The organism is Pseudomonas sp. 44 R 15, assembly GCF_900004965.1.
GTDB lineage: Bacteria > Pseudomonadota > Gammaproteobacteria > Pseudomonadales > Pseudomonadaceae > Aquipseudomonas > Aquipseudomonas orientalis_A.
Genome location: NZ_CVTU01000088.1, coordinates 19,228 through 43,427 on the forward strand (window position 1 = coordinate 19,228; position 24,200 = coordinate 43,427).

Here is a 24,200-nt window from a genome sequence, read left to right on the forward strand (position 1 = left end):
AGAGCGTTTTGCTTACTTTTGCGCTTTTCAAAAGTGAGCCGCTGTAAAAGCGGAACCTATTGCAGCCGTTACCGCAGAAACGGATATGTACTCGATCTGATCCAACATCCCGGTCGGCTCTGAGGCCGCCATCGGGGGCAAGCCCCCTCCCACATTTGATCCCTGTTGTCAGGGCGCTATTGTTTCCAGGCGTCTGCGTTCACCAGATTCCGCGGCCGTTCGCCCGCCAACGCCTGCAACAGATTATCCACCGCACACCTGGCCATCGCTTCGCGCGTCTCATGGGTCGCCGAGCCGATGTGCGGCGTCGCCACCACATTGTTCAAGCGCAGCAGCGGGGACGCGTGATCGAGCGGCTCTTTCTCGAACACATCCAGGCCGGCGGCGCGAATGGTGCGCTGTTGCAAGGCCTCGACCAGCGCCGCTTCGTCCACCACCTTGCCCCGTGAGATGTTGATGAAGATCGTCTCCGGCCCCATCAGCGCGAACTCCTCGGCGCCGATCAACTTCTCGGTCTCGGCGGTGAGCGGCAAGGTCAGGCAGACGAAATCGGCTTCCTTGAGCAAATCCGGCAGGCTGCGGTACTGCGCGTCAAAGCGGGCTTCTACCGCAGGCTTGGGCGAATGGCTGTGATAGATCACCGGCATGCCGAAGCCACAGTGCCCGCGCTGGGCCAGGGCTTCGCCGATGCGTCCCATGCCGATGATGCCCAGGGTCTTGCCGTGCACGTCGCTGCCGAAATGCGACGGGCCGATGTTCTTGTTCCATTGGCCGGCGCGCACCAGGTCGGCCAGTTCCACCACGCGCCGGGCAGTCGCCAGAATCAGCGCAAAGCCGGTGTCTGCGGTGGTTTCGGTGAGCACGTCCGGCGTGTTGCTGAGCAGGATGCCGCGTTGGGTGAGGTAGTCGATATCGTAGTTATCGACGCCCACCGAGACACTCGCCACCGCCTCCAGTTTCGGCGCCAGGTCGAGCAGCCCGGCATCCAGGCGCAGGCTTGCGCCCAGCAGCCCGTGGGCGCCCGGCAGGGCGTCGCGCAAGCGGACCAGGCCGGCCTCGTCCAGGGCGTCGATCAGTGTCACGTCGGCCTGCTCATGCAGGCGCGCCATCAGCGGCGCAGACAGCTTTTTGTATAAAACCACGGATTTTTTCATCAGGAATGGGCCTTCATGTCGAGGGTGGCCAAGGGCGTGCGCTCACGGTCACTGGCACCCGGCTTGAGGAAAATCGTCAGCACCACCGACAGCAGTAATGCACCGCTCATCAGCAGGTAGGAGGTCCCGGGCGAGCCGGTGCTGCTATTGAGGTAACCCACCAGATAGGAGCCGCCGAACGAGCCCAGCGCGCCCATGCTGTTGATCAGCGCCATGGCGCCACCGGCGACGTTGGCCGGGAGGATTTCCGGGACGATGGCGAAGAACGGGCCATACGGCGCATACATGCACGCGCCGGCAATCACCAGCAGCGTGTAGGACCACCAGAAGTGTTCCGCGCCGAGGGCGTAAGAGGCATAAAAGGCAATCGAGGCAATCAACAGCGGCGGCCATACAAAGCGTTTACGCTTTTGCAGCTTGTCCGAGCCCCAGGAAACCACCAGCATGCCGATCACGGCAGCGAGGTAGGGCAGCGCCGAGAGCCAGCCGGCCTCGACCATGTCCATTTTCAGGCCGGCCTTGAGGATCGATGGCAACCACAATACAAAGCCATACACGCCAATGCTCCAGCAGAAGAACTGCAGCGCGAGGATGATCACCTTCGGCGAGCGGAACGCTTCGGCATAGTTCTTCACCGCCTTGATACCCACCTGTTCGGCGGCCAGGGCGCTTTCCAGGCTTTGCTTTTCGCTGTCGCTCAGCCACTTGGCATCCTTGGGGCGCTCATCGGCCAGCTTCCACCAGATAAACGCCCACAGCACCGCCGGCAAGCCCTCGATGATAAACATCCAGCGCCAGCTGAAATGCTGCACCAGATAGCCCGAGACGACCGACATCCACAGCATGGTCACCGGGTTGCCGAGGATCAGAAAGGTGTTGGCCCGCGAGCGTTCGGCGCGGGTGAACCAGTGACACAGGTACACCAGCATCGCCGGCATCACCGCGGCTTCGACCACCCCGAGCATGAAGCGAATCACGATCAGCATGTAGGCGTTGGACACCACGCCCGTCAGGGTGGCCAGGCCGCCCCACAGGATCAGGCTGACGAAAATCAGTTTCTTGACGCTGCGCTTCTGCGCGTAGATCGCCCCCGGCACCTGGAAGAAAAAGTAGCCAAGGAAAAACAGCGCGCCGAGCAGGGACGACATGCCCGGGGTGATCATCAGGTCTTCGGCCATCCCGGAGGCGGCGGCGAAGCCATAGTTGGCGCGGTCCAGGTAGGCCAGGCTGTAGGTGATAAACACGATGGGCATGATGTACCACCAACGGCGGGTGGCAAGTTTCGCGGTTTCCATAAGGTTGCTCCTGAGCTTGTTGTAGTTGTGGCAACAGGTAGTGGGTTATGCAACGGATCGGTGGGGTAGTTCGGCGCGGGTAGGCAGCCCTTCCATGTCGCCACGGCTCTGTACGGCGCGGCTGCCGATCCAGTTGCCGCGTTGTACCGCCTCGGGAAAACTGGCGTTTTCCAGCAGGGCGCTGATCATGCCCACGGCAAAACCATCGCCGGCGCCCACGGTGTCGACCACCGTGTCCACGCGCACGGCGGCGACAAAGCCCTGGTCCATCTGCGTACGGTAATAGGCGCCATCGGGGCCGAGCTTGATCGCCACGGCTTCGGCACCCTGGTCGAGGTAGAACGCGGCGATATCCGCCGGGTCATCGAAACCGGTGAGCAGCCGGCCTTCGCCCAGGCCGGGCAATACCCAGTCCGCCAGGCCGGCCAGGGCGTTGATTTCGCGGATCATCTGCGCCTGGCTGTTCCACAGGGAGGGGCGCAGGTTCGGGTCGAATGACACGCTGCGCCCGGCCTTGCGCATCTGCGTCATCAGCTCCACCGACAATTGGCGGGTGGCCTCGGACAACGCCGGCGGAATTCCGGTGGCATGCAGGTGACGGGCTTGCAGCAGGGCCGGGCGGATGTCCGCAACCGACAAATGGCTGGCCGCCGAACCTTTGCGGAAATATTCCACCTGGGGATCGGCGCCGGACTCTTCGCGGGACTTGAGCTGAAAGCCGGTGGGGTGCAGCGGGTCGACGCCCACATGCCCGCAGTCCAGGCCTTCGCTGACCAGGGTGTCGACGACGAAGCGCCCGAGGGAGTCATCACCCACCCGGCTCAGCCACGCCACATTGAAACCCAGGCGCGACAGGCCAATCGCGACATTACTGTCGGCGCCCGCAATGCGTTTGTGAAACTGGCCGACCTGGGCCAGGTCGCCGGTCTGCTCGGCGACAAACATCGCCATGGTCTCGCCAAACGACAGGATATCGATCTCAGACATGGGCATTCTCCACACGGGGTTGGCCAAGGCGGGCGAGGGTGGCGACCTGTTGTGCGGTCACCTCGACCAGGTCATCGCCCTGCAGCGGAAACTCCACCGCCCGGGTAATACCTTGAGTCATGTGCGTGAGCAGTTGTTCCCACAGATGCAAATCGGTGGCGCCGGGCGGCACGGCCACCAGCTTGCCGTCCGCGCGACGGGCGACGGCCTTGCAGTGCAGGTAGTCCACATGCCGGCCCAGCAGGCGCGCGGCGGTGAGGGCGGACTGGTCCTGCCACTGCCAGTTGCCGATGTCGAAGGTCATCTTTACAGGCAAGCCCAGGCGTTCGACCTCGGTGAAAAACCGTTGCATCGGCTCGATCCGGCCGCCATGCAGGGTCTGATCGTTTTCCACCAGCAGCTTGACCGCGTGGCGATCGAGCAGGGCCTGCAGGCTCTCCAGGTCGTTGGTGTCGGTGAAGTAACCCAGGGAGACTTTCAGCCAGCCCGAGCCGAAGGCCTGGGCGCGGTCGAGGGTGGCGGCGAGGTCCGGATTAGGCTGGGCACGCCCGGCCACCCAGAGTTCCAGGGGCGAGGAAAACACCGAGTCCAGGCCGTGCTCGGCGGCGGCGCCGGCCAGCGTGTCGGGCTGTTCGGTGGTGAGCAGTTCTTCACGCCATTCGATGCGCCGGGCACCGGCGGCGCTCAACAGTGCGACCAAACTCAATTGGCCCTGCTGGCGCACGAGGTCGGCGCCGTAGCTGGAAAGGCTGATGGAGACGGGATATTCATGCATTATTGTTTACCTCTGAAACCGGTTTCATTTTTATCCGCAGAGCAAAATGTGGGAGGGGGCTTGCCCCCGATTGCGTTGGGTCAGCTACAGCTGAGCTGACTGATATACCGCAATCGGGGGCAAGCCCCCTCCCACAGGGAGTTGGGTGGAGCCTCGGATGATCAGTTGGGGCAGGAAATCCAGGGTGCGGGTGGGGGCTGTGTCGCCACGCAGGCGCTTGAGCAGACAGTCAAACGCGGTGGCGCCAATCGCCTCAGTGGGCTGGGCGAGGGCGGTGATGCCGTTGCCCACCAGTGGATACCACTCCAGGTCATCCAGGGCGATCAGGCCGACATCATCGAACAGGTTGCTGCCCAGGTTTTTCAGCGCCCGTGTACAGGCCAGCGCAGCAACACCGTTGGCGCAAAACAGCGCCTTGGGGCCGGGCTTGGCCAGAAAGGTTCGCAGGCGGCTCTCCAGCTCGCCATCCAGTTCAACCATGGCACCGGTCAAGTCCGGGCGCCGGGCAATCTCGGCGTTGAAACTGTGCAGGCGCTCCAGGCGCGAACTGGTGCCATCGGTGGCTTCGCTGACCAGCAGCAAGTCGCGATAACCCTGTTGCTCCAGGTGCTCCACCGCCATACGCACCGCCGCCGGGTTGTCCAGGCCGACCAAGTCGCTGTGCAGCGGCTCAACCTTGCGGTCCACCAGCACCAGGGGCATTTCCCGTTGCAGTTCCAGCAGTTGGTCGAGGTGATGGCCAAGCGTATTCACGATCAGCCCTTCGATGTTGTACGAGCGCAGCGCCGCCAGGTGCTGGCGCTCCTGCTCGTCATCGCGGTCGGTGTTGCACACCACCAGGCTGTAGCCGTGCTGGCGGCAGGCGGTTTCGACACCGTGCATCACCGCGATGGAATAGGGATTGCGGATATCGGCCACCAGCATGCCGATCAGGCGTGTGCGTCCGCGCTTGAGGCCGCGGGCCATCTGGTTGGGGCGGTAGCCGAGTTCAGCGATGGCCTGCTCGATACGCAGGGCGATGGCATCGGAGAGCAGGGCGCGGTCGTCGCCGATAAAGCGCGACACACTGGCTTTGGACACACCGGCGCGTTCGGCCACATTGAGCATGGTCACACGGCTGCGCTGGGCGGAGGAAAAAGAAGTCACGGTGGCGGGCCTTTCTTATTGGAATTAAACAATCGGTACACGCTGAAACCGGTTTCAGAAGACACCACACCGTGCGAGTCGTCAAGAAAAAACCTGATGGACCTGCGTGCTTGAACGGCTGGAATCCGACGAGTGGATAGCCACACCTGTGAGTTCTGACAGTATCGAACGGGTGTGATTGAGGCTTTAATTTCTTCAACCCCAGGCCGGCTCTTACGGTGATTGCTGGTTGTTCCCGGCTGCCATGTTGAGGAAATGTTTATGTCCGATACCTACGAATCAGCGATCAGCGCCGACAGCTCCAGGCTGTATGACAACGGGCCCCTGGCATTGGCCCCGATGATTATTCCCGGGGTGGACCCGCTGGATCCGGAGGGCCTGATTCCGGCGGCGCTGATGCTTGCACCGCTTGAGGTGCTTATCCCCCAGTGGGGGCCGCCACCGGAACCGCTGGATACGCCCCATATCCTGACTCTGTATTGGTCACGGGGCGGTACGGTGGTCTATAGCGACTCCCTGACGATCAATGCGCCGCCACCGCCACTACCGATCGACCACCAAATGTTCATTCCGCTGGTCGTACTGCGCGCCTTATCGGGCCCCGTTGAGCTCTATTACTCCGTCACCGACTCATTTGGCGGGGTGACTGTGCTGGACCCTAAACGCACACTCACCGTGGACATGGATGAGCCCCAGTTGTTGAACCCTGCGGATCATCTGGAGTTTGTGGTGCCGCCGTCACCGGTGATGGACGAGGCGTATCTGCTCGCCAACCCTCTCGTTGCGTTTCATGTGCCGCCTTACAGGGGACGTAGCGATGGCGACGTCCTTCACTTCTACACCTCCAATCTGCCCAACCCACCAGTCGCGCGTGAGGACGGCCTGTACGAGTGGGTATCGAGTAGCGAACCACTGATCGCGTATCTGCCCGCCGACGTATTTCGCGGTTTGGACAATGGTGACGCTTATATCTTTTTTCGCATTTTTGACAAGGCCGGCAATTTCAGTGATCGCAGTGCGGGCCTTCAGTTTCGACTGGGCCTGATCCCTTTGCCTTCTGATCTGCCGTTTCCCGAAATCTATCCTCCTGAGCGTTACAGCGATTTGTTGATCAATCGTGAAGACGCCAGGGCCGGGATTTTTGTGCGGATCGGCAGCTATACCGACTGGGCGCCGGGGGATCAGGTTGTGGTGTATTGGAAAGGCCGGCCCACCTCGCTCCATCCCGTCGATACGTTCCCCACCGATGTGCCGATTCCGTGGACGGTGCTGCGAGGGCCTCTGACGGATACGCTGGCCCCGGAAACGGTACCGGTACGCTATGAGATTATTCGCGGAGCGCTGCCCGCCTTTCCTTCGTTTGGCATTCGCGTGAATGTGAACCTGACTATCGCCGGGCAAGACCACGCCAATGCGCCGGCGCTGCTGAATCCGGATTTACCCCTGGCAGAGGTTCGCGGGCTGGTGTCCAACCTGCCGAATGTGGTCAACCATGATGACAACCCTGCCGGCGCACGGGCCCGTGTGTTCCTGTATGAAAAGCCGGAGCCGGGGCAAGTCCTGCGGTTCTTCTGGAACGGTGTCGGGCCGGTCGCGTCCTACACGGTTCAGGCGGGCGATGTCGAAGGGCAGTTGGTGTTTTCCACGGTCATTCCGTGGGCGGTCATGGCAGGTTTTATTCATCCTGCCTTGCCCGTGTACTACACCACCAGTAATGGTGTGAATGATCAGCAGTCTGAAAACACGTTCGTCAATGTCAACACTGGCACGCTGATCTCATTTCCATCGCCGATACTCAAACATACCCTGGTCGGCGGAGCCGGTTATTTATCCTGTTGTTCAAAACCCGAGGTGTTTTATGGCGTGCATTGGCATATAGCCAATGATCTACGTTTTGAACGTGATGATGTCGTGAGGTTTTTCTGGGCGGGGTACCTCACGAATAATTGGGAAGGACCGGTGATTGAAGAGTCTCGCTATGCAGAAAGCAAATCCTTTGATAACGATTATGACTTGATCAATGGATTGGACTTTACGGTAGCGCCCTATGAAGAAAAAGTTATACCGATGTGCGACTTTGGTTCTGCGCAAGTGTTTTATCAAGTCAGGCGTCGTGGCGTGTTGATCGGTGAGTCCGAGCCCAGAAGAATTCGTATCGATTTGAACTATGCCGGCGGCGGGTATTGTAAGGCGGGTGACCTTATTAACTGCTCAGCGACAGGGCAAGCCACGCGCGTTCTGCCTGAGTAAGTTGAAGCGGCTATAGCATTTTATTGGCTGACGTTAACGCTGCAGTTATTCAGCGAGTGTTGGAAGTTCTCGCAATGTTGCAGGGCGCGGATTCTCGCGCCTCGAAGTTACGCTTACCTGAAAAATCCTGGAGAGACTATGAAAAGGCAAACGTTGGACGCTATTCGCAACTTCCAAAATGAACGCAAGGCCAACCCGGATGTGCTCGCTTTTCCGGACGCCAAACTGGAGGGGGAGGTGCCCGGATTTCCCGGGTTGATCACCAAGTCCGTCGCTCTGAGCGAAGACATGATGGTGACGATTCCGCGGCCGGATGATTTCAGTACCAATCCGCTGGAACCTGATGTCTATACGCTGTGGGTCCAACCTAATGATGAGGCGGACTGGGTAAACCCTATTATTGTTCCGGCAGCGAATGTTTCTGCCACCGGGCTTGAAATAAATGTTGTACGCGGGCGGCGCCCTGTCGGTATCAATAAGCTGAAATATGCCATAGAGGTCTTCAATCTCGGTAACAAGACCGAGTCCAACCCGCAATTGCTTATCATCGATCTTGAGGCACCCTATGAAAGTTGGGTAGGTACCATTCCCGCACCTATTCCCCCGGCTGATTTACCCGATAGCGTAGATGCCGATTATTTCTTGAGCAAACCCAATGAGACGGCAATCTTCACATTCCCCGATTATGTGGGGCAAGGTAAAGCTCCAGGGGACAGGGCGCTGCTTTATTTTGCAAATTCGGATGAACCGTATTTGCCGGTACCCGGTGACCCGAACCCGTTTTGGACGATCCCCGCAGACCTCAGTTTGCCGTTGCCGCTGTCGGTGGTTCAAGCCCATCCGGATGCCTTGCATAGTTTGCGCTATGTGATTGTGGATGCGGCGGGCAATGAGTCGAGGTTGTCTGGCGCGTTTAACCTGGATGTAAGCCTGTTTCCCAAACCCGGTAATTTCAAGGCGCCTACCATCGACTTGGCGGTCCCCGGCGATGGTTTGATCAACCGTGCAGATGTCGCGGCACTTAACGGTGCGATAGTGCGTATTCCCCAATACGATAATGTACTGCGCGCGGACGATATGCTGAGTATCACCCTCACCACCAGCCTTGGCTCGATAACCTTGCCTGACTTTCCGGTTGGGAGCGCAATTTTTCCCGTTCCCGTGCATGTCGATTACGCAACGCTGGTCGCACTCTACGGGGCAACGGTAGGGCTGCTGCAATTGACGGTTTCTTATGCGGTCAAGCGCCGCTCCGTCAGTTACCCGGCGGGCTTGACGGCGACGACCGATCTGGACCTGTTTGTCGTAGGCCCAACCCCGGACGGTCCCGATCCGATCAACACCAAGCTCAATCCCGTACGTGTGATAGGTGTGCGGCTGGACGGCAGTGAAGGGCCGGATGACGACCAATTGACCCCGGCGCATGCGTCCCGAGATGCCATCGCGCGGATCAGGCTGTGGGACGAGGCACCGACACCTGACGCCAGAGACTTTACGATCAAGCTTTTTTATAACGGAAAGATCGTTGATACCCGCCTGATCACCGGTGGCGTCGCTGACGAAGAGGTCGATATGCGCATCCCGTGGGCCGACATCTTCGACGGTAAAAACGGTACCAAGTTGGCGTATTACACGATTGAATCGGCGGGCACCTCTAATACACAGCAAGCACCCCTCACACCCGTTGACGTGACTGCGATCGTTATCTCACTGGACAGACCGGTGGTTAGAAACCTCACGGGGACAGGTTTCATCAACTGTGACAGTTTCAGGCCTGTCGGGCCGCCCCCCGGTGATCTAATCGTATTTATTCCGCCGAGCAATGAGTTTCAAATAAGTATGGTAGTGACGTTAAATTCCCAGGGTTACAGCGATGATGCTGGAACATTGCCCGTCGCCGCTGCGGTTGGCATGAGAACCAGGACTATCCTGACGGAGAGCGACAGAAATCTTGGGTTTGAAATGAACCTGGGACCTTACGCGGACATTTTTAAAACCATCCAACCCAATTCCGCTGCGCGCCTTACGGGGTCAATGAAACTCTGGTACACCATCCCATTCGCTGGCAGCCCCTTGAAGTCCGACGAGGCGCTCCATCGTGCGCGCGGCCATAAAGCCGGCGCCCCCGGCACTCCCGGGACCTTCTGTGATGGAACTCCCGTACCCGCCTAGCTGTGTTTAACCACTTAAGCCTAAGAGCGCTAACTCCGCTCTTAGGTTTTTTTACGCAAAAAAATCCACCTCGACTTCGCCTCCTAACCCCAGTTCATACGGCTACTTAAGATTATTCCTACATAAAATGGTAACCGCTCTGGATACCTTGGCACCGCTCGTTTGGCTGGCTCCCGCGCACTTTGGATCCGGCCATATTTTTTCCGTGAAGGAATGCCAACCCAGAGGTCCGTTCAATGTCAATTGTATTCAATTTCAAGCCATCGCCTTTAAGTCTGGCGTTGAAAGTCAACGCCGTTACCTTGCTGATGCTTGTCGCGCATGCCGCCGAAGCCCGTGTCATCACCAAGCCTGACGATTTCGTCGTGCCTGGGGGAACCCCGGACGCGTTTGAGTTAAAGCCAGGCTCCGGCTTTACCGTCAAGGGCGCGGTCACCAGGAACATTACCAGTCAGTCCGCAATCCTGACACTCGACCCGGGCAGCTCGACCCAGGACATCACCGCTTACGCGTCCAGTGTTCGTATCGACGGCTCCGATGTCATTGCGCGTAGCACCGCGAGTACCGCCTTGCAGTCCAGCGACAGCAATGTATTGATCACCAACAGCAACATCCTCAACAAGAATGGCAGCGGGCTGGCCGCCGGCCGGCAGGACGGGTCCAAAGTCGGCTCCAGGATCAAAGTGGTCAACTCCACCATCACCGGCACGCAGCGCGGCGCCAGTGCCAGCGCCTACAGCGTACTTGATCTGGTCGATACCAAGGTGCAGGCCACCGGTGCGACCGGTGTGGGGATTGCCCTGTTCAGCGGTCAGGCCTATGCCACCAACAGCCACATTGTCGGCGGGCTGAACGGCGTGCAAATGGGCATCGACGGCACCTCCGGTGTGCTGGGCAACAGCCTGGTGCTGGACGGTTCGAGCGTTGAAGGCACAAGCGGCGCGGCCATTTTCACTCGGCAGGGCAGCAACGCCGACATCCAGGTTCGCAATGGCTCCAACCTGATCGGCGGTAACGGCAATCTCCTTGAAGTCACCGGCGGCTCCACAGCCAACCTGAACGTGGACAGCAGCTCGCTGTTCGGTGACGTAGTGGTCGAAGACGGCAGCCAGGCAAAAGTGCAACTCAATAACGGTGCCTTTCTGACCGGCCAGTTGAAGAACGTCGCCGAATTGAGCGTGAACGAAGCGTCCAAGTGGGTGCTGGTCGGCAACAGCACTGTCGACGCCTTGAAAATGGGCGGTGGCGCCGTGGAGTTCGGCGCGCCGGACGCGTTTTACCAACTGGATGTGAAGAGCCTGGACGGTAATGGCACCTTCATCATGCACACCGACTTTTCCACCAACCAGACCGACTTCCTCAACGTACAGGGCAAGGCCGAAGGCAACCACAGCCTGCTGTTGGCCGCCACCGGCTCCGAGCTGGCCAAGGGCGAGCCGATCAAGGTGGTGCACACCGAAGGCGGTGATGCGCAGTTCGCCCTGGCGGGCGGCACCGTTGATATTGGCGCCTTCGATTACGGCTTGAAGAAAGAAGGCACCGACTGGCTGCTCGACCCCTCCCGTCGCGGCACCAGTACCACCGCTCACTCGGTGCTGGCCTTGTTCAACAGCGCGCCGACCGTGCTGTATGGCGAGATGAGCATCCTGCGTACGCGCATGGGTGAATTGCGCTTCAGCGAAGGCGCGGGCAACGGTATGTGGATGCGCAGCTACGGCAACAAGTTCGATGTGGCGGCCAACAAGAACGGTGCGGGCTACACGCAAAACCAGAAGGGCTTCACCATCGGTGCCGACGCGCCGTTGTCGAGCGGTGATGGCCAGTGGATCGCCGGTATGATGGCCGGTCACAGCGTGTCCGACCTGAGTCTGAACCGTGGCAGCAGCGGCGAGGTCAAGAGCTACTACGTGGGCGGTTATGCCACCTGGATGGACGCTGAAAGCGGTCTGTACTTCGATGGCGTGGCCAAGCTCAACCGGTTGCACACCGATAACAATGTGACCATGAGCGATGGCAAGAAAGCCAAAGGCAACTATGCGCAAAACGCCGTGGGCGCTTCGGCTGAATTCGGTCGCCATATCAAGTTGGACGACGGCTTTTTCGTCGAGCCTTATGGGCAGTTGTCGGCCACCATCACCCAGGCGCAAAGCTACGACCTGACCAATGGGCTGCACGCCAAGGGTGATCGTTCCAGCTCGGTGGTCGGCAAGCTCGGTGTGACTGCGGGCAAGAACATCCAACTGGACAGCGGCGGTATCCTGCAGCCTTACTTGCGCACTGCGGTGGCCCATGAGTTTGACCAGAGCAACAAGGTGTTCATCAACGACCAGAGCTTCAACAACGACCTGTCCGGCTCGCGCATCGAGCTGGCGGCTGGTGTGGCCATGACCGTATCGGAGAACGTCAAGTTGCATGCCGACATCGAAACCAGCCAGGGCAAGAAAATCGACCAGCCTTGGGGCGTCAACTTTGGCGTGCGTTACGATTTTTAAGGCGCGTGTCTACGTGAAAAGGGAAGCTACGGCTTCCCTTTTTTTCGTCTTCAGATCAGCAGGCTCAACCAGGTCGAACCCAACAGCAGCAAGGCCGTGCACCGGTTGAAGCGTTGCATCGCCTTGGTCGAGCGCAGCAACCGATTCGAGCCGGCCCCCAATATCGCCCAGGCGCCGAGACAGGGCAGGGAAATCGCGAAAAACAGCAGCGACAAATACAGCACCTGCGCCTGGCGGTCCGGCCCATTGCCGGCAAACACACTGACCACCGCCACGGCCATCATCCATGTCTTGGGGTTGATCAATTGCAGGCCGGCGGCGCCGGTGAGGCCCAGGCGCTTGCTGGTGGTGTGCGGGCTCACAGCCTTGGGCGGTGCGCTGTAAATCTGCCAGGCCAGGTAGCTCAACCAGGCAACGCCGGCCCATTGCATGGCGCTTTGCACCTTGGGCACTTGCGTCAGCGACTGGCCAAGCCCCGACCCTACCAGCAAGACGATGCCTGCGGCACCCGTGCACGCGCCGAGGATGATCGGCAGCGCGGCCTTGAAGCCATAACGCGCGCTGTTACTCAACACCAGCACATTGGTGGGGCCAGGTGTGATAGAGGCGACGAACGCGAACAGCATGAAAGGGATGAAGGTGGACAGCATGGCGAAGCACTCCGGTAAAGCCATTGATGGAGTCGATCTTCATTCGCCTGCGGCTCAGCTGTCTGGAAGATTTGAGCAGCGCTTGCGGTACGCGGCGGGCGTCAGTCCATACGCCCGCACAAACCAGCGGCCCAGGTGACTCTGGTCGGCGAACCCCAGCGCGCTGGCGGCATCGGCCGGTTGTGCGCCTTTGGCGAGCAAGTGCCGGGCGCGGGCCAGACGCAATTGCACCAGGTAGGCATGGGGCGGCAGGCCGAAGGCGCTTTTGAACGCGCGGGTCAGGCGAAAGCGGTCGACACCGCAGGCCAGGGCCAGTTCGTCCATGCCAATGTCGTGGTGCAGATGGTCATGCAAGTATTCCCGCGCCCTGTGGGCGACCTGCGGCAGGCGCGGGTCCTGGCTGTAGCGGCGGCGCCAGTGAAGTTGCCCGGTAAGACGGGCCAGCAATTGATCCAGTGCACTTTGCCGCACGATCCGCAGTTCGTTGTGATGCAGGCTCTGGAACGCCTGGCTGGTCGCCTGGGCCAGCTGCGGGTCATGGGTCAACGTTCGGGCGAAGCTCAGTTGATGGTCGGCCGGGGCTTGCTCGAACACCGCCGAAACTTCGCGCGCGAGCCAGTACGGGTCCAGATAAAGCATGCGGTAGGTGAAGCCATCGGCAGTGGGCGCGTTACCGTCGTGGATCTCTCCAGGCTCCAGCAGGAACACTTGGCCCGGCACACTGTTATGGCGGGTGCGCCGGCAATTGAACTGCTGCACCCCTTGCTCGGTAACGCCGATCAGGTAGCTGTCGTGCCAGTGCGGGTCGTAGGCGTGCCCTTGGAAATGTGCGCGCAGGGTCTCTATGCCGGTATCGGCGTCCTGGGACAGATCGATCCAATTGTGCGCGGCCATAAATCACCGAGGATGAATGTGTATCGCCATTAGGGCCCAGGGTCGGCCCTGCGTCTAGAAGGTTTGTGCAGCCTCAGCCGAACAGCCCTGCGGCAATATTGATCGAGAACCCTAGAATCGCCGTGTTGAATAAAAAGCCGATCAACGATTGTCCCAGCACTACCTTGCGCAAGCCGCGGGTGGCGACGCCCACATCGGAGGTCTGCACCGCCACGCCGATGGTGAAGGAGAAATACAGAAAATCCCAATAGTTGGGCGTGAGCAAGCCTTCGGCAAAGCGCAGCGCCGGTTCCTTGCCATTCCAGGTGTAATAGAGCCTGGCGTAGTGCACGCTGAAGATCACCCCGATCAGCAGCCACGAACCGATCACCGTCACCCCGGTGAAAGCGTAATGCAACAGGCGCTCGGTGGTTGTCAGGTCTTTGCTGCCCGCCAATTCGAAAGTGATGGTTGCCAGGCTGGCGATGGCGGCGATGCACACCATGAACAGCACCAGCCCGGCGTTTTCGTCTTCGACTTCAGCGATGCGCTTGACGTCCTCGGCCTTGGCGCGAATGGTCAGCCACAGCATTAGTACCAGGTAGGTCCAGACGCCGGCGTTCCAGCCGATCAGGATTTTGCTGGCCAACGCCTCGGCCGGCACCAGGAGGCCCACGGCAAGGCCCAGCACGGCGGCGGATGAAAGGCGAGGGTGGGTGCGGGCGAGGAAGGGCATGGCGGCTCATACTGGGTAGTTTTGAGCACCATAGCTTATTCGGTTGTACTTGATCATGAACTTGATCGATAACCCTGTGGGAGGGGGCTTGCCCCCGATGACGGTGTATCAGTTATAAACACACTGACTGACACACCGTCATCGGAAGCGAGCCCCCTCCCACATGATTTACCGCGCTTGGCTGGACTAAGCGTCTTTGTCGCGCTTGCGCACCAACTTCATCACCACCACAAAAAACACTGGCACAAACACCACCGCCAGCGTCGCCGTGATCATCCCGCCAATCACCCCCGTACCAATGGCCTGCTGGCTCGCCGAGCTGGCCCCGGTGGCAATCGCCAGCGGCACCACGCCGAGGATGAACGCCAGCGAGGTCATGATGATCGGGCGCAGGCGCAGGCGCGCGGCTTTCAAGGTGGCGTCGACCAAGTCCTCGCCCTGTTCATACAGGTCCTTGGCGAACTCGATGATCAAAATCGCGTTCTTCGCCGACAGCCCGATGATGGTGATCAGGCCGACCTTGAAGAACACATCGTTGGGCATGCCGCGCAAGCTCACCGCCAGCACCGCCCCAAGCACACCCAGCGGCACCACCAGCAAGACCGAGGTCGGGATCGACCAGCTTTCGTACAAGGCCGCCAGACACAGGAACACGATCAGCAGCGACAGGCCCAACAGTATTGGCGCCTGGGAACCGGACAGGCGTTCCTGCAAGGACAACCCGGTCCATTCCTGGCCCAAACCTGCGGGCAACTGGCTGACCAGACGCTGGATTTCGTCCATTGCCTCGCCGGTGCTATGCCCTGGCGCCGCTTCGCCGCTGATGGCGATGGCGGGGTAGCCGTTGTAGCGCGTCAGCTGCGTCGGGCCCTGGGTCCACTTGGCTGCGACAAACGCCGACAGCGGCACCATTTTCCCGGCGTTGTTGCGCACGTTGATCTTCATCAAGTCCGCCACCTGGCTGCGCTGGTCGCCTTCGGCCTGCACCACCACGCGCTGCATGCGCCCCTGGTTGGGGAAGTCGTTGATATAGGCCGAACCGATGGCCGACGACAATATATTGCCGACATCGGCAAACGCCACGCCCAGCGCATTGGCCTGCTTGCGGTCCACTTCCAGCTGTATCTGCGGCGCTTCGGCCAGGGCGCTTTCGCGCACGTTGGCCAGGATCGGGCTTTTCGCGGCCGCTTCCAGCAACTCGGTACGCGCAGCCATCAGCCCCGCGTGGCCGACGCCGCCACGGTCCTGCAGGCGGAACTCGAAGCCGCTGGAGGTGCCGAGGCCGTCCACCGGGGGGGGCAGGACCGCAAAGGCAATCGCATCCTTGAGCTCGCTGAAGGCCATGTTGGCGCGGTCGGCAATCGACGAAGCCGAATCATCGCTGCTGCGCAGCGACCAGTCCTTGAGCGTGGTAAACGCCAGCGCCGCGTTCTGCCCGGAGCCGGAGAAGCTGAAGCCCATGATCATGGTGGTATCGCCCACCCCCGGTTCCGTGGCGTTGTGCGCCTCGATCTGCTCGGCCACCTGCACCGTGCGGTTCTTGCTCGCGCCCGGTGGCAACTGGATATCGGTGATGGTGTAGCCCTGGTCTTCCACCGGCAGGAACGAGGAGGGCAGGCGACTGAACAGCAGCCCCAGGCCCACCAGCAGCACCAGGTAGATCAGCAGGTAACGGCCGCTGCGCTTGAGGGCATAGGCCACCCAGCCTTCATAGCGGTCGGTGAGCTGTTCAAAGCGCCGATTGAACCAGCCGAAGAAGCCGCCCTTGGCATGGTGCTCGCCCTGGGCAATCGGCTTGAGCAAGGTGGCGCACAGCGCCGGCGTCAAGGTCAGGGCCAGGAAGGCCGAAAACAGGATCGAGGTGGCCATCGACAGCGAAAACTGCTGGTAGATCACCCCCACGGAGCCTGGCATGAACGCCATCGGCAGGAATACCGCCACCAGCACCAGGGTGATACCGATGATGGCGCTGGTGATCTGGCCCATGGCCTTTTTCGTCGCCTCCTTGGGCGACAGGCCCTCAGTCGCCATGATCCGCTCGACGTTCTCCACCACCACAATCGCATCGTCCACCAGGATGCCGATCGCCAGCACCATGCCGAACATGGTCAGTACGTTGATCGAAAAGCCCAGCAACAGCATGGTAGCGAAGGTGCCCATCAGTGCAATCGGCACCACCAGCGTGGGGATCAGGGTGTAGCGCACGTTCTGCAGGAACAGGAACATCACCGCGAACACCAGCGCCATCGCCTCGAGCAAGGTGTAGACCACCTTGGTAATCGAGACCTTCACGAACGGCGAGGTATCGTACGGAATCTTGTATTGCACATTGGCCGGGAAAAAGCGCGACAGCTCGTCCATCTTCGCCCGCACCAGGTTCGCGGTGTTCAGCGCGTTGGCGCCGGGCGACAGTTGCACACTGACGGCGGTGGACGGCTTGCCGTTCAGTCGGGTGGAAAACTGGTATTCCTGGCTGCCGACTTCCACCCGCGCCACGTCGCCGATGCGCACGGTAGAGCCGTCAGGGTTGGCCTTGAGGACGATGTCGGCGAACTCCGCCGGCGTCGACAATTGGCCCTTGACCAGAATGGCGGCGGTGATTTCCTGGGTGTTTGTCGCTGGCAGATCACCGATGCTGCCGGCGGAGACCTGAGCGTTCTGCGCGCTGATCGCGGCATTCACATCGGCCGGGGTGAGGTTGAAGCCGATCAGCTTCTGCGGGTCGATCCAGATGCGCATGGCGCGCTCGGCGCCATACAGCTGGGCCTTGCCCACCCCGTTCAGGCGCTTGAGTTCGTTCATCACGTTGCGCGCCAGGTAATCGCTGAGCGCCACGTCGTCGAGCTTGCCGTCCTCGGATGTCAGCGTTACCAGCAGCAGGAAGCCGGCCGAGACTTTTTCCACCTTCAAGCCTTGTTGCGTCACGGCTTGCGGCAAGCGCGACTCCACCGCCTTGAGACGGTTTTGCACATCCACCTGGGCCATCTCCGGGTTGGTGCCCGGTTGGAACGTGGCGGTAATGGTCGCCGAACCCAGGCTGCTCTGGGACTCGAAATACAGCAGGTGATCGGCGCCGTTAAGCTCCTGCTCGATCAGGCTGACCACGCTTTGATCCAGGGTCTGGGCCGAAGCGCCAGGGTACACCGCGTAGATTTCCACCTTGGGCGGCGCGACGTTGGGGTATTGGGCCACCGGCAATTGCGGGATCGCGAGGACGCCGGCCAGCAAAATGAACAAGGCCACCACCCAGGCGAAGATCGGGCGGTCGATAAAGAACTGCGGCATGGCGGGTTATTCCTTCACGAGCGGGCTGTCGTCCACTTCAACTTTTTCACCGGGGCGTGCATGTTGCAGGCCCTCGACGACAATGCGGTCACCGGGCTTGAGGCCGCTGCTGACGATCCAGCGATCCTCGATCACCGCGCCCAACTCCACCGGCTGCTGGCGCACGGTTTGCTCGCCGTCCAGCAACAGCACCATGGGGATGCCGGCGCTGTCGCGGGTGATGGCGCGTTGCGGCACGCTCAGGCCTTGCTTGTCGACCGCCTGTTCCAGGCGCACCCGCACAAAGCTGCCGGGCAGCAAGTCGAGGTCCGGGTTGGGGAACTCGCTGCGCAGGATGATCTGCCCGGTGCCCGGGTCGACGCTGATTTCGGCGAACAGCAGCTTGCCCGGCAACGGGTACAGGCTGCCGTCGTCCTGGATCAGGGTGGCCTTGGCCTGGTCCTGGCCGACCTGCTTCAAGCTGCCGGCACGGAAGGCACGGCGCAGGTCATTGAGCTCGCGGGTGGACTGGGTCAGGTCGGCGTGGATCGGGTCCAACTGCTGGATGACCGCCAGCGGCGTGGCTTCGTTCTGGCCGACCAGCGCGCCTTCGGTCACCAGGGCACGGCCGATGCGCCCGGAAATCGGCGCGGTCACGGTGGCGTAACCCAGGTTCAGCCTGGCACGCTCGACGGCAGCCTTTTGCGCGGCAACCTCTGCGTTGGTCTGGCGCAGGGCGGCGCGGGCGTTGTCGTAGTCCTGGCCGCTGATGGCGTTGCCTTCCACCAACTGGCTGTAGCGCTGCTCTTGCAGGCGGGCCTGGAATGCATTGGCCTCGGCTTTGCTCAGGTTGGCCTGGGCGCTGTCGAGGTCGGCCTTGAAGGGCGCCGGGTCGATGCGGAACAGCACGTCGCCCTGTTTCACGTCATGGCCTTCGTTGAACACGCGCTGCATCACCACCCCGGCGACCCGGGCGCGCACCTCGGCAATGCGTGGCGCGGCGATGCGCCCGCTCAATTCGCTGGTGATGGACAGGGGCTTGGCCTGCAGCGTCTCGATGCGCACTTTGGCCAGGGGCATTTGTGGCGCTTCGTCTGCTGACTGACCACACGCGCTCAGCGCCAGTGTGAGGGCCAGCAGGCAAAACGGCGCAAATAGATTCTTTGACATGCTCTTATCCCAATATTGACTGGCGCATCCTAAAGTCACCTGCGCCGTGGTGCTGTGAAGCTGTGTAGGTCGTGTGTGAAGAAATGTAAGGGGCGGCGCGCGGGGCGCTGAGGGCGTATATCCTTGCACAACCTTGCTTGCAATGAAGATCAAATGTGGGAGGGGGCTTGCCACCTGCCACATGGATTTGTGTACGACACCTCACTGTATTTTCTGGAAACACCTTCATGCCCAACATCCTCCTGGTGGAAGACGACGCCGCACTCTCCGAGTTGATTGCCAGCTACCTGGAGCGCAATGGCTACCACGTCAGCGTGCTCAGCCGTGGCGACCTGGTCCGTGAGCGGGCGCGGCTGAACCCGCCGGACCTGGTGATCCTCGACCTGATGCTGCCCGGCCTCGACGGCCTGCAGGTCTGCCGTTTGCTGCGCGCGGACTCGGCGGGCCTGCCTATCCTGATGCTCACGGCCCGTGACGACAGCCACGATCAGGTCCTGGGCCTGGAAATGGGCGCCGACGATTATGTGACCAAACCCTGTGAGCCCCGCGTGCTGCTCGCCCGTGTGCGCACCCTGCTGCGCCGCAGCAGCCTGTCGGAACCCCAGGTGGCCAGCGACCGCATCATCATGGGCAATCTGTGCATCGACCTGTCCGAGCGCAGCGTCACCTGGCGCGAGCAGGCGGTGGAGTTGTCCAGCGGCGAGTACAACCTGCTGGTGGTGCTGGCGCGGCATGCCGGGGAAGTGCTCAGCCGCGACCAGATCCTGCAGCGTCTGCGCGGTATCGAGTTCAACGGCACCGACCGCTCGGTGGACGTGGCCATCTCCAAGCTGCGCCGCAAGTTCGACGACCACGCCGGTGAAGCACGCAAGATCAAGACGGTGTGGGGCAAGGGCTACCTGTTCAGCCGTTCCGAGTGGGAATGCTGAGCCATGTTTCGTGTCCTGCTGCGCCTCTACCTGATCACTATCGTCACCTACAGCGCGGCGATTTTCCTGATCCCCAAGCTGGTGATCCAGCTGTTTGAACACCGCTACCTGAACTACAACGTCGAACAGTCCCGTGGCCAGCAAACGCTTATCGTCAAGCAATACCTGCGCGCGCCGGTGGAACGCTGGTCGCAGGTCACCGAGCAGCTGAGCCGCGACTTCGCGCCCTTGAAGGTGCAATTGCTGCTGCGCCAGGACGCGCGCTACACGCCCGCCGAGGAGCGGTTACTGGAGCAGGGCAAACCGGTGGTCCGCCTGGGTGAGTGGGGCTGGATGGAGGAAGTCAGCTCGCCGATCAACGAGCAGTTCGCGGTCAAACTGATCATCCCGCCGGACCCGCTGGACATGAACCTGCTGTACTGGTCGATGAACGTGCTGGTCGGCGCCGCGCTGCTGGCCTGCCTGCTGGTGTGGTTGCGCCCCCATTGGCGCGACCTGGAGCGTCTCAAAAGCACCGCCGCGCAGTTGGGCAAGGGCAACCTGGCCGAACGCACGCAGATCCCGTCGAGTTCCAGCATCGGCAGCCTGGCGGCAGTGTTCGACGCCATGGCCAATGACATCGAGCATCTGCTGAACCAGCAGCGCGACCTGCTTAACGCGGTGTCTCACGAGCTGCGCACACCGCTGACGCGCCTGGATTTCGGCCTGGCCCTGGCGCTGTCGGAAGATTTGCCGGCGGCCAGCCGGGAACGCTTGCAGGGCCTCGTGGCGCATATTCGGGAGCTGGATGAGCTGGTGCTGGAATTGCTGTCCTACAGCCGCCTGCAAAACCCGGCGCAGTTGCCGGAACGCGTGGAGGTGGTGCTGGATGAATTCATCGACAGTGTATTGGGCAGTGTCGACGATGAGCTGGAAAACCCCGAGATCGTCATCGAGGTCGCGCTCGACTGCGCCGTGGAGAGCTTCAGCCTCGATCCGCGTCTCACTGCCCGCGCGCTGCAGAACCTGTTGCGCAACGCCACGCGTTACTGCGACAAGCGCATCCAGGTCGGCGTCAAGGTCTGCCCCAAAGGCTGTGAAATTCGCGTGGATGATGACGGTATCGGCATTCCGCCGGATCAGCGCGAACGCATCTTCGAGCCGTTCTATCGCCTGGACCGCAGCCGCGACCGCGCCACCGGGGGCTTTGGCCTGGGCCTGGCCATCAGCCGGCGGGCCCTGGAAGCCCAGGGCGGCACCTTGACCGCCGAGGCTTCACCGTTGGGCGGGGCGCGGTTTCGCGTGTGGTTGCCTACTGTCGATTGATCAAAGCACCTTGACCGCGCGGCCGATGGCCTGGATCGGCCCGGTCGGTTTACCGGTGGGAGAGCCGCTCGGGTCTTCCAGGGTCAGCTCGAACAATTGATTCGGCGCCAGCGGCGGCAGCTTGTCCAGTGGCACCGACAACGTCTGGCCCGGCTTGACCAACCCCAGGGACACCGGCCCCTGCCAGCCATCGGCCTTGGTCCAGAATTGCAGGGCCTTATCGGCCGGCACCTGCATCACGCCCAGTGGAATCAACTGGATCTGCCGGTTATCGCTGGCCTGGATCACCCAACCGGGTGCCTGGCTTTGCGGTGCCACCAGCACTACCAAAAAGCTGGGTTCGGCAATGGGCGGGCGTATCAGCAGCAGCGTGCCCAGTACCACGGTTGCCATCAACCCCGCAGCGGCCAGACCACGCCAGAATGCCAGCAAGTTCCACCACGCCACGTGGTTGTGCGGGGCTGCGAGGTGGCGCTCGATGCGCCGCCACACGTGCGCCGAAGGGCGCACCGGTTGCGCCAGCGCCGTGAGGGGCAACAGGCGTTGCTCCCAGGCATCCACTGCCGCACGCAGTGCCGCATCGTGCTTGAGACGTTGCCGGACTTCATTGCGCTGTTCGGCGGGCAGGGTGCCCAGCACGTATTCACTGGCCAGTTCATCAAGTGTGTCGTTCATGCCATGCACTCCCGCAAGGCGGCAAGGCTGCGTTTGATCCAGGCTTTGACGGTGCCCAACGGCGTACTCAGTTTCTGCGCGATTTCGTTGTGGGAGTAACCGTCCACGTAGGCATGCAGGATGCAACTGCGGCGGGCCGGGTCGAGGCGTTCCAGGCAGCTGTGGATTTGCCCGGAGCGCGCGGCGAATTCAAAGGTATCGGCAGGTTCGGCAAGTGGCTCGTCCTGATCATCCAGGGGCACCACGCGCCCGGTATTGCGCACACTGTCCAGGGCCAGGTGCCGAGTCACGCTGAACACCCAGCCGCGTGCAGAGCCTCGATCGGGATCGAAACTGCGCGCGCCGTGCCATATTTTGATGAAGGCGTCGTGCACGATGTCTTCAGCCTGAGCCTTGTTTCGGGTAATGCGCAGTGCCACGCCGAGCAAGCGGCTGCTGTCATGCTCGTAGAGCTGATGCAGGGCGCGTTGATCGCCACGGGCGCAGGCCAACAGGCACATTTCGTAATCAAAGATGATTTCAGCCAAGCCAACATTTCCTGCCACTGAGTGAACGACCGTCCTCTGCAGGCGCGAGCGTGCTCGCTCCTGCATGGCCAGCGTAGCCGAGTTTGTTCAGTTGGCTGCCCAGAAAATGTAATCGGCCTGGTACTTGACCCGTTCCTGTTGGCCCTTGTTCGCGACCGTGCATGGCGTACCCGGTGCCACGCCGCCCTTGAGCGCAACCCGCTGCACATAGGTCACGTCGGTCATGGCGCCCTTGCCCTCGGCCGGATTGGCCTTGACCAACTGATAGGGCAGGTTGCCCGGACTCGACGGTGCCACGGCCAATTGGGTGCCGGTGATCGTTGAGCCGTCCTGGGCCTGCCAGGTGGCGGGCGGGCCGAAATAACTGCCCACTGCCTTGCCATTACGGTCGTTGAGCACCGCCTTGGGGCCGACGAAGGTCCATTCGGTCTGGCCCGGCGCGTTGGCCTTGTCGCGGCATTCGTAGGTGATCTCGCCGACACCGGTGGTTTCCATCGTCACCTTATGGCCATCCGGCACCTTGATGCCGTCGGGCACGCCGGTCTGCGCAAAGGCGGCAGGTGCGACGATGAGCAAGCTGGTCAAGCAAAGCAGTGCTTTAACGTGCATGGTGTTTCTCCATTGGGTAGGACAGCAGGGTTACATTGACTGCTACTCGGGAGGCATGCCGATTGGATGCAGCGGTGTGCAAAAAAAGTTGGGTTTTTAAAAAAAGCATAAAGTCAGATCATATTGATATAAGTGGTTATAAGAAAAATCGCTATCCTGCCGCCAGAAATTTATAAGGCCGCAGGTAGCTGTGATGGATGTGGGTAATGTGGGGTTCGTGGTTGCCGGCCTGATCGTAGGGTTTATCGTAGGCATGACGGGCGTCGGTGGGGGCTCGTTGATGACGCCGATCCTGTTGTGGTTCGGTATCAATCCGGCCACTGCCGTGGGCACTGACCTGTTGTATGCCGCCATCACCAAGTCCGGTGGGGTGCTGGTGCACAGCAAGAACAGGAACATCGACTGGACCATTACCGGCTGGCTCACCCTGGGCAGCGTGCCGGCAGTGTTGCTGACCCTGTGGTTCCTCGCCAGCCTGCACACTGACCCCAGCGCGATGAATGCGGTGATCAAGCAGGCGCTGGGCGTGGTGTTGTTGCTGACGGCCCTGGCGATTCTGTTCAAGCAACGCTTGCTGGCGTTCGCCCAGCGCCATGCCGGTGACGACTACGCCATGCGCCCGCGCAATCTGAATGCGCTGACGGTGGTGACGGGCGCGGTGCTCGGCACGATGGTGGCGCTGACGTCCATCGGCGCCGGCGCGCTGGGGACCGTGGCGCTGTTTATTCTGTATCCGTTTCTCGCTACGCGCCGTCTGGTGGGCACCGAGATCGCCCATGCGGTGCCGCTGACTTTGGTGGCGGGGCTGGGCCATGCGAGCATGGGCAATATGGATTGGCATCTGTTGGGGTTTCTGCTGATGGGCTCGCTGCCGGGGATTTATCTGGGCAGTCATATGACGGGCAGGATTCCGGATGGTGTGCTGCGTCCTTGTCTGGCGGTGATGTTGATGGCGGTGGGTTACAAACTGGCGTTCTAGGGTAAGCGGCGGTTCCAATGTGGGGCTTTGTCGGCCTCAAATGTGGGAGGGGGCTTGCTCCCGATGGCGGCCTCTGGGCCGACCAGGATGTTGGATCGGACCGAGTACATATCCGTTGCTGCGGTCACGGCTGCTTAGGGTTCCGCCCTTACGGCGGCTCACTTTTGAAAAGCGCAAAAGTAAGCAAAACGCTCTTGCCCCACCACTCGGCA

19 protein-coding genes are annotated in these 24,200 nt (G+C 61.2%); 6 read left to right on the forward strand and 13 right to left on the reverse strand.

Annotation, left to right across the window (positions count from 1 at the left end; all coding sequences use genetic code 11):
• Positions 1-176 precede the first annotated feature (176 nt).
• The 5 genes from BFP93_RS11395 to BFP93_RS11415 form a co-directional block, all read right to left on the reverse strand.
• Positions 177-1,154: a 2-hydroxyacid dehydrogenase gene (locus BFP93_RS11395; protein WP_065893152.1), complete on the reverse strand. Its 978-nt coding sequence runs from the start codon at positions 1,152-1,154 to the stop codon at positions 177-179.
• Entirely contained in the window at positions 1,154-2,449 is a 1,296-nt protein-coding gene (locus tag BFP93_RS11400) for an MFS transporter (protein ID WP_065887373.1), read from the reverse strand. Before BFP93_RS11400 ends, BFP93_RS11395 begins: the two co-directional genes overlap by 1 nt.
• A 45-nt stretch (positions 2,450-2,494) precedes the next feature.
• Positions 2,495-3,436 (reverse strand): sugar kinase, encoded by a 942-nt coding sequence (locus BFP93_RS11405; protein WP_065893153.1) that lies wholly within the window; start codon positions 3,434-3,436, stop codon positions 2,495-2,497.
• Positions 3,429-4,211 (reverse strand): sugar phosphate isomerase/epimerase family protein, encoded by a 783-nt coding sequence (locus BFP93_RS11410; RefSeq protein ID WP_065893154.1) that lies wholly within the window; start codon positions 4,209-4,211, stop codon positions 3,429-3,431. The genes BFP93_RS11405 and BFP93_RS11410 overlap by 8 nt, the downstream gene beginning before the upstream one ends.
• Positions 4,212-4,295: 84 nt before the next feature.
• Positions 4,296-5,357 (reverse strand): LacI family DNA-binding transcriptional regulator, encoded by a 1,062-nt coding sequence (locus BFP93_RS11415; protein ID WP_065893155.1) that lies wholly within the window; start codon positions 5,355-5,357, stop codon positions 4,296-4,298.
• Between the two features lie 261 nt (positions 5,358-5,618).
• On the opposite strand from BFP93_RS11415, the gene BFP93_RS11420 reads away from it, so the two are divergent.
• The 3 genes from BFP93_RS11420 (at position 5,619) to BFP93_RS11430 (ending at position 12,271) form a co-directional block, all read left to right on the forward strand.
• Positions 5,619-7,607 (forward strand): hypothetical protein, encoded by a 1,989-nt coding sequence (locus tag BFP93_RS11420; RefSeq protein ID WP_065893156.1) that lies wholly within the window; start codon positions 5,619-5,621, stop codon positions 7,605-7,607.
• Positions 7,608-7,745: 138 nt separating this feature from the next.
• Positions 7,746-9,779: a hypothetical protein gene (locus BFP93_RS11425; RefSeq protein WP_065893157.1), complete on the forward strand. Its 2,034-nt coding sequence runs from the start codon at positions 7,746-7,748 to the stop codon at positions 9,777-9,779.
• A 236-nt stretch (positions 9,780-10,015) separates the two neighbouring features.
• Positions 10,016-12,271, forward strand: a complete 2,256-nt coding sequence (locus BFP93_RS11430) for an autotransporter outer membrane beta-barrel domain-containing protein (protein WP_065893158.1) — start codon at positions 10,016-10,018, stop codon at positions 12,269-12,271.
• A gap of 50 nt (positions 12,272-12,321) precedes the next feature.
• On the opposite strand, the gene BFP93_RS11435 is transcribed toward BFP93_RS11430, so the two are convergent.
• The 5 genes from BFP93_RS11435 to BFP93_RS11455 form a co-directional block, all read right to left on the reverse strand.
• Positions 12,322-12,921 (reverse strand): LysE family translocator, encoded by a 600-nt coding sequence (locus BFP93_RS11435; RefSeq protein ID WP_065893159.1) that lies wholly within the window; start codon positions 12,919-12,921, stop codon positions 12,322-12,324.
• Between the two features lie 54 nt (positions 12,922-12,975).
• Entirely contained in the window at positions 12,976-13,815 is an 840-nt protein-coding gene (locus tag BFP93_RS11440; protein ID WP_065893160.1) for an AraC family transcriptional regulator, read from the reverse strand.
• A 73-nt stretch (positions 13,816-13,888) separates the two neighbouring features.
• Positions 13,889-14,530, reverse strand: a complete 642-nt coding sequence (locus BFP93_RS11445; protein WP_065893161.1) for a DUF1345 domain-containing protein — start codon at positions 14,528-14,530, stop codon at positions 13,889-13,891.
• A 186-nt stretch (positions 14,531-14,716) separates the two neighbouring features.
• A complete protein-coding gene (locus BFP93_RS11450) occupies positions 14,717-17,815 on the reverse strand; it encodes an efflux RND transporter permease subunit (protein WP_065893162.1) in 3,099 nt (1,032 codons plus the stop codon).
• Between the two features lie 6 nt (positions 17,816-17,821).
• Positions 17,822-18,964 (reverse strand): efflux RND transporter periplasmic adaptor subunit, encoded by a 1,143-nt coding sequence (locus BFP93_RS11455; protein ID WP_065893163.1) that lies wholly within the window; start codon positions 18,962-18,964, stop codon positions 17,822-17,824.
• Between the two features lie 227 nt (positions 18,965-19,191).
• Between BFP93_RS11455 and BFP93_RS11460 the strand changes: the two genes are divergently transcribed.
• A complete protein-coding gene (locus BFP93_RS11460) occupies positions 19,192-19,893 on the forward strand; it encodes a response regulator transcription factor (protein ID WP_065893164.1) in 702 nt (233 codons plus the stop codon).
• 3 nt (positions 19,894-19,896) lie between these two features.
• Entirely contained in the window at positions 19,897-21,198 is a 1,302-nt protein-coding gene (locus tag BFP93_RS11465; RefSeq protein ID WP_065893165.1) for an ATP-binding protein, read from the forward strand.
• On the opposite strand, the gene BFP93_RS11470 is transcribed toward BFP93_RS11465, so the two are convergent.
• The 3 genes from BFP93_RS11470 to BFP93_RS11480 all read right to left on the reverse strand — a co-directional run bounded on the left by BFP93_RS11470 (position 21,199) and on the right by BFP93_RS11480 (position 23,009).
• Positions 21,199-21,873: an anti-sigma factor gene (locus BFP93_RS11470; RefSeq protein WP_065893166.1), complete on the reverse strand. Its 675-nt coding sequence runs from the start codon at positions 21,871-21,873 to the stop codon at positions 21,199-21,201.
• Entirely contained in the window at positions 21,870-22,400 is a 531-nt protein-coding gene (locus BFP93_RS11475) for a sigma-70 family RNA polymerase sigma factor (protein WP_065893167.1), read from the reverse strand. Before BFP93_RS11475 ends, BFP93_RS11470 begins: the two co-directional genes overlap by 4 nt.
• Before the next feature lie 87 nt (positions 22,401-22,487).
• Positions 22,488-23,009 (reverse strand): DUF3455 domain-containing protein, encoded by a 522-nt coding sequence (locus BFP93_RS11480; RefSeq protein WP_065893168.1) that lies wholly within the window; start codon positions 23,007-23,009, stop codon positions 22,488-22,490.
• A gap of 193 nt (positions 23,010-23,202) precedes the next feature.
• Between BFP93_RS11480 and BFP93_RS11485 the strand changes: the two genes are divergently transcribed.
• On the forward strand, positions 23,203-23,988 hold the full coding sequence (locus tag BFP93_RS11485; protein ID WP_065887360.1) for a sulfite exporter TauE/SafE family protein: 786 nt from the start codon (positions 23,203-23,205) through the stop codon (positions 23,986-23,988).
• Positions 23,989-24,200: the final 212 nt, after the last annotated feature.

Coding starts and splice junctions, on each gene's coding strand:
- BFP93_RS11395 (WP_065893152.1), bottom strand. CDS start 1,154: ATGAAAAAATCCGTGGTTTTATACAAAAAGCTGTCTGCGCCGCTGATG.
- BFP93_RS11430 (WP_065893158.1), top strand. CDS start 10,016: ATGTCAATTGTATTCAATTTCAAGCCATCGCCTTTAAGTCTGGCGTTG.
- BFP93_RS11435 (WP_065893159.1), bottom strand. CDS start 12,921: ATGCTGTCCACCTTCATCCCTTTCATGCTGTTCGCGTTCGTCGCCTCT.
- BFP93_RS11465 (WP_065893165.1), top strand. CDS start 19,897: ATGTTTCGTGTCCTGCTGCGCCTCTACCTGATCACTATCGTCACCTAC.
- BFP93_RS11440 (WP_065893160.1), bottom strand. CDS start 13,815: ATGGCCGCGCACAATTGGATCGATCTGTCCCAGGACGCCGATACCGGC.
- BFP93_RS11410 (WP_065893154.1), bottom strand. CDS start 4,211: ATGCATGAATATCCCGTCTCCATCAGCCTTTCCAGCTACGGCGCCGAC.
- BFP93_RS11450 (WP_065893162.1), bottom strand. CDS start 17,815: ATGCCGCAGTTCTTTATCGACCGCCCGATCTTCGCCTGGGTGGTGGCC.
- BFP93_RS11455 (WP_065893163.1), bottom strand. CDS start 18,964: ATGTCAAAGAATCTATTTGCGCCGTTTTGCCTGCTGGCCCTCACACTG.
- BFP93_RS11425 (WP_065893157.1), top strand. CDS start 7,746: ATGAAAAGGCAAACGTTGGACGCTATTCGCAACTTCCAAAATGAACGC.
- BFP93_RS11405 (WP_065893153.1), bottom strand. CDS start 3,436: ATGTCTGAGATCGATATCCTGTCGTTTGGCGAGACCATGGCGATGTTT.
- BFP93_RS11470 (WP_065893166.1), bottom strand. CDS start 21,873: ATGAACGACACACTTGATGAACTGGCCAGTGAATACGTGCTGGGCACC.
- BFP93_RS11485 (WP_065887360.1), top strand. CDS start 23,203: ATGGATGTGGGTAATGTGGGGTTCGTGGTTGCCGGCCTGATCGTAGGG.
- BFP93_RS11480 (WP_065893168.1), bottom strand. CDS start 23,009: ATGCACGTTAAAGCACTGCTTTGCTTGACCAGCTTGCTCATCGTCGCA.
- BFP93_RS11420 (WP_065893156.1), top strand. CDS start 5,619: ATGTCCGATACCTACGAATCAGCGATCAGCGCCGACAGCTCCAGGCTG.
- BFP93_RS11445 (WP_065893161.1), bottom strand. CDS start 14,530: ATGCCCTTCCTCGCCCGCACCCACCCTCGCCTTTCATCCGCCGCCGTG.
- BFP93_RS11460 (WP_065893164.1), top strand. CDS start 19,192: ATGCCCAACATCCTCCTGGTGGAAGACGACGCCGCACTCTCCGAGTTG.
- BFP93_RS11400 (WP_065887373.1), bottom strand. CDS start 2,449: ATGGAAACCGCGAAACTTGCCACCCGCCGTTGGTGGTACATCATGCCC.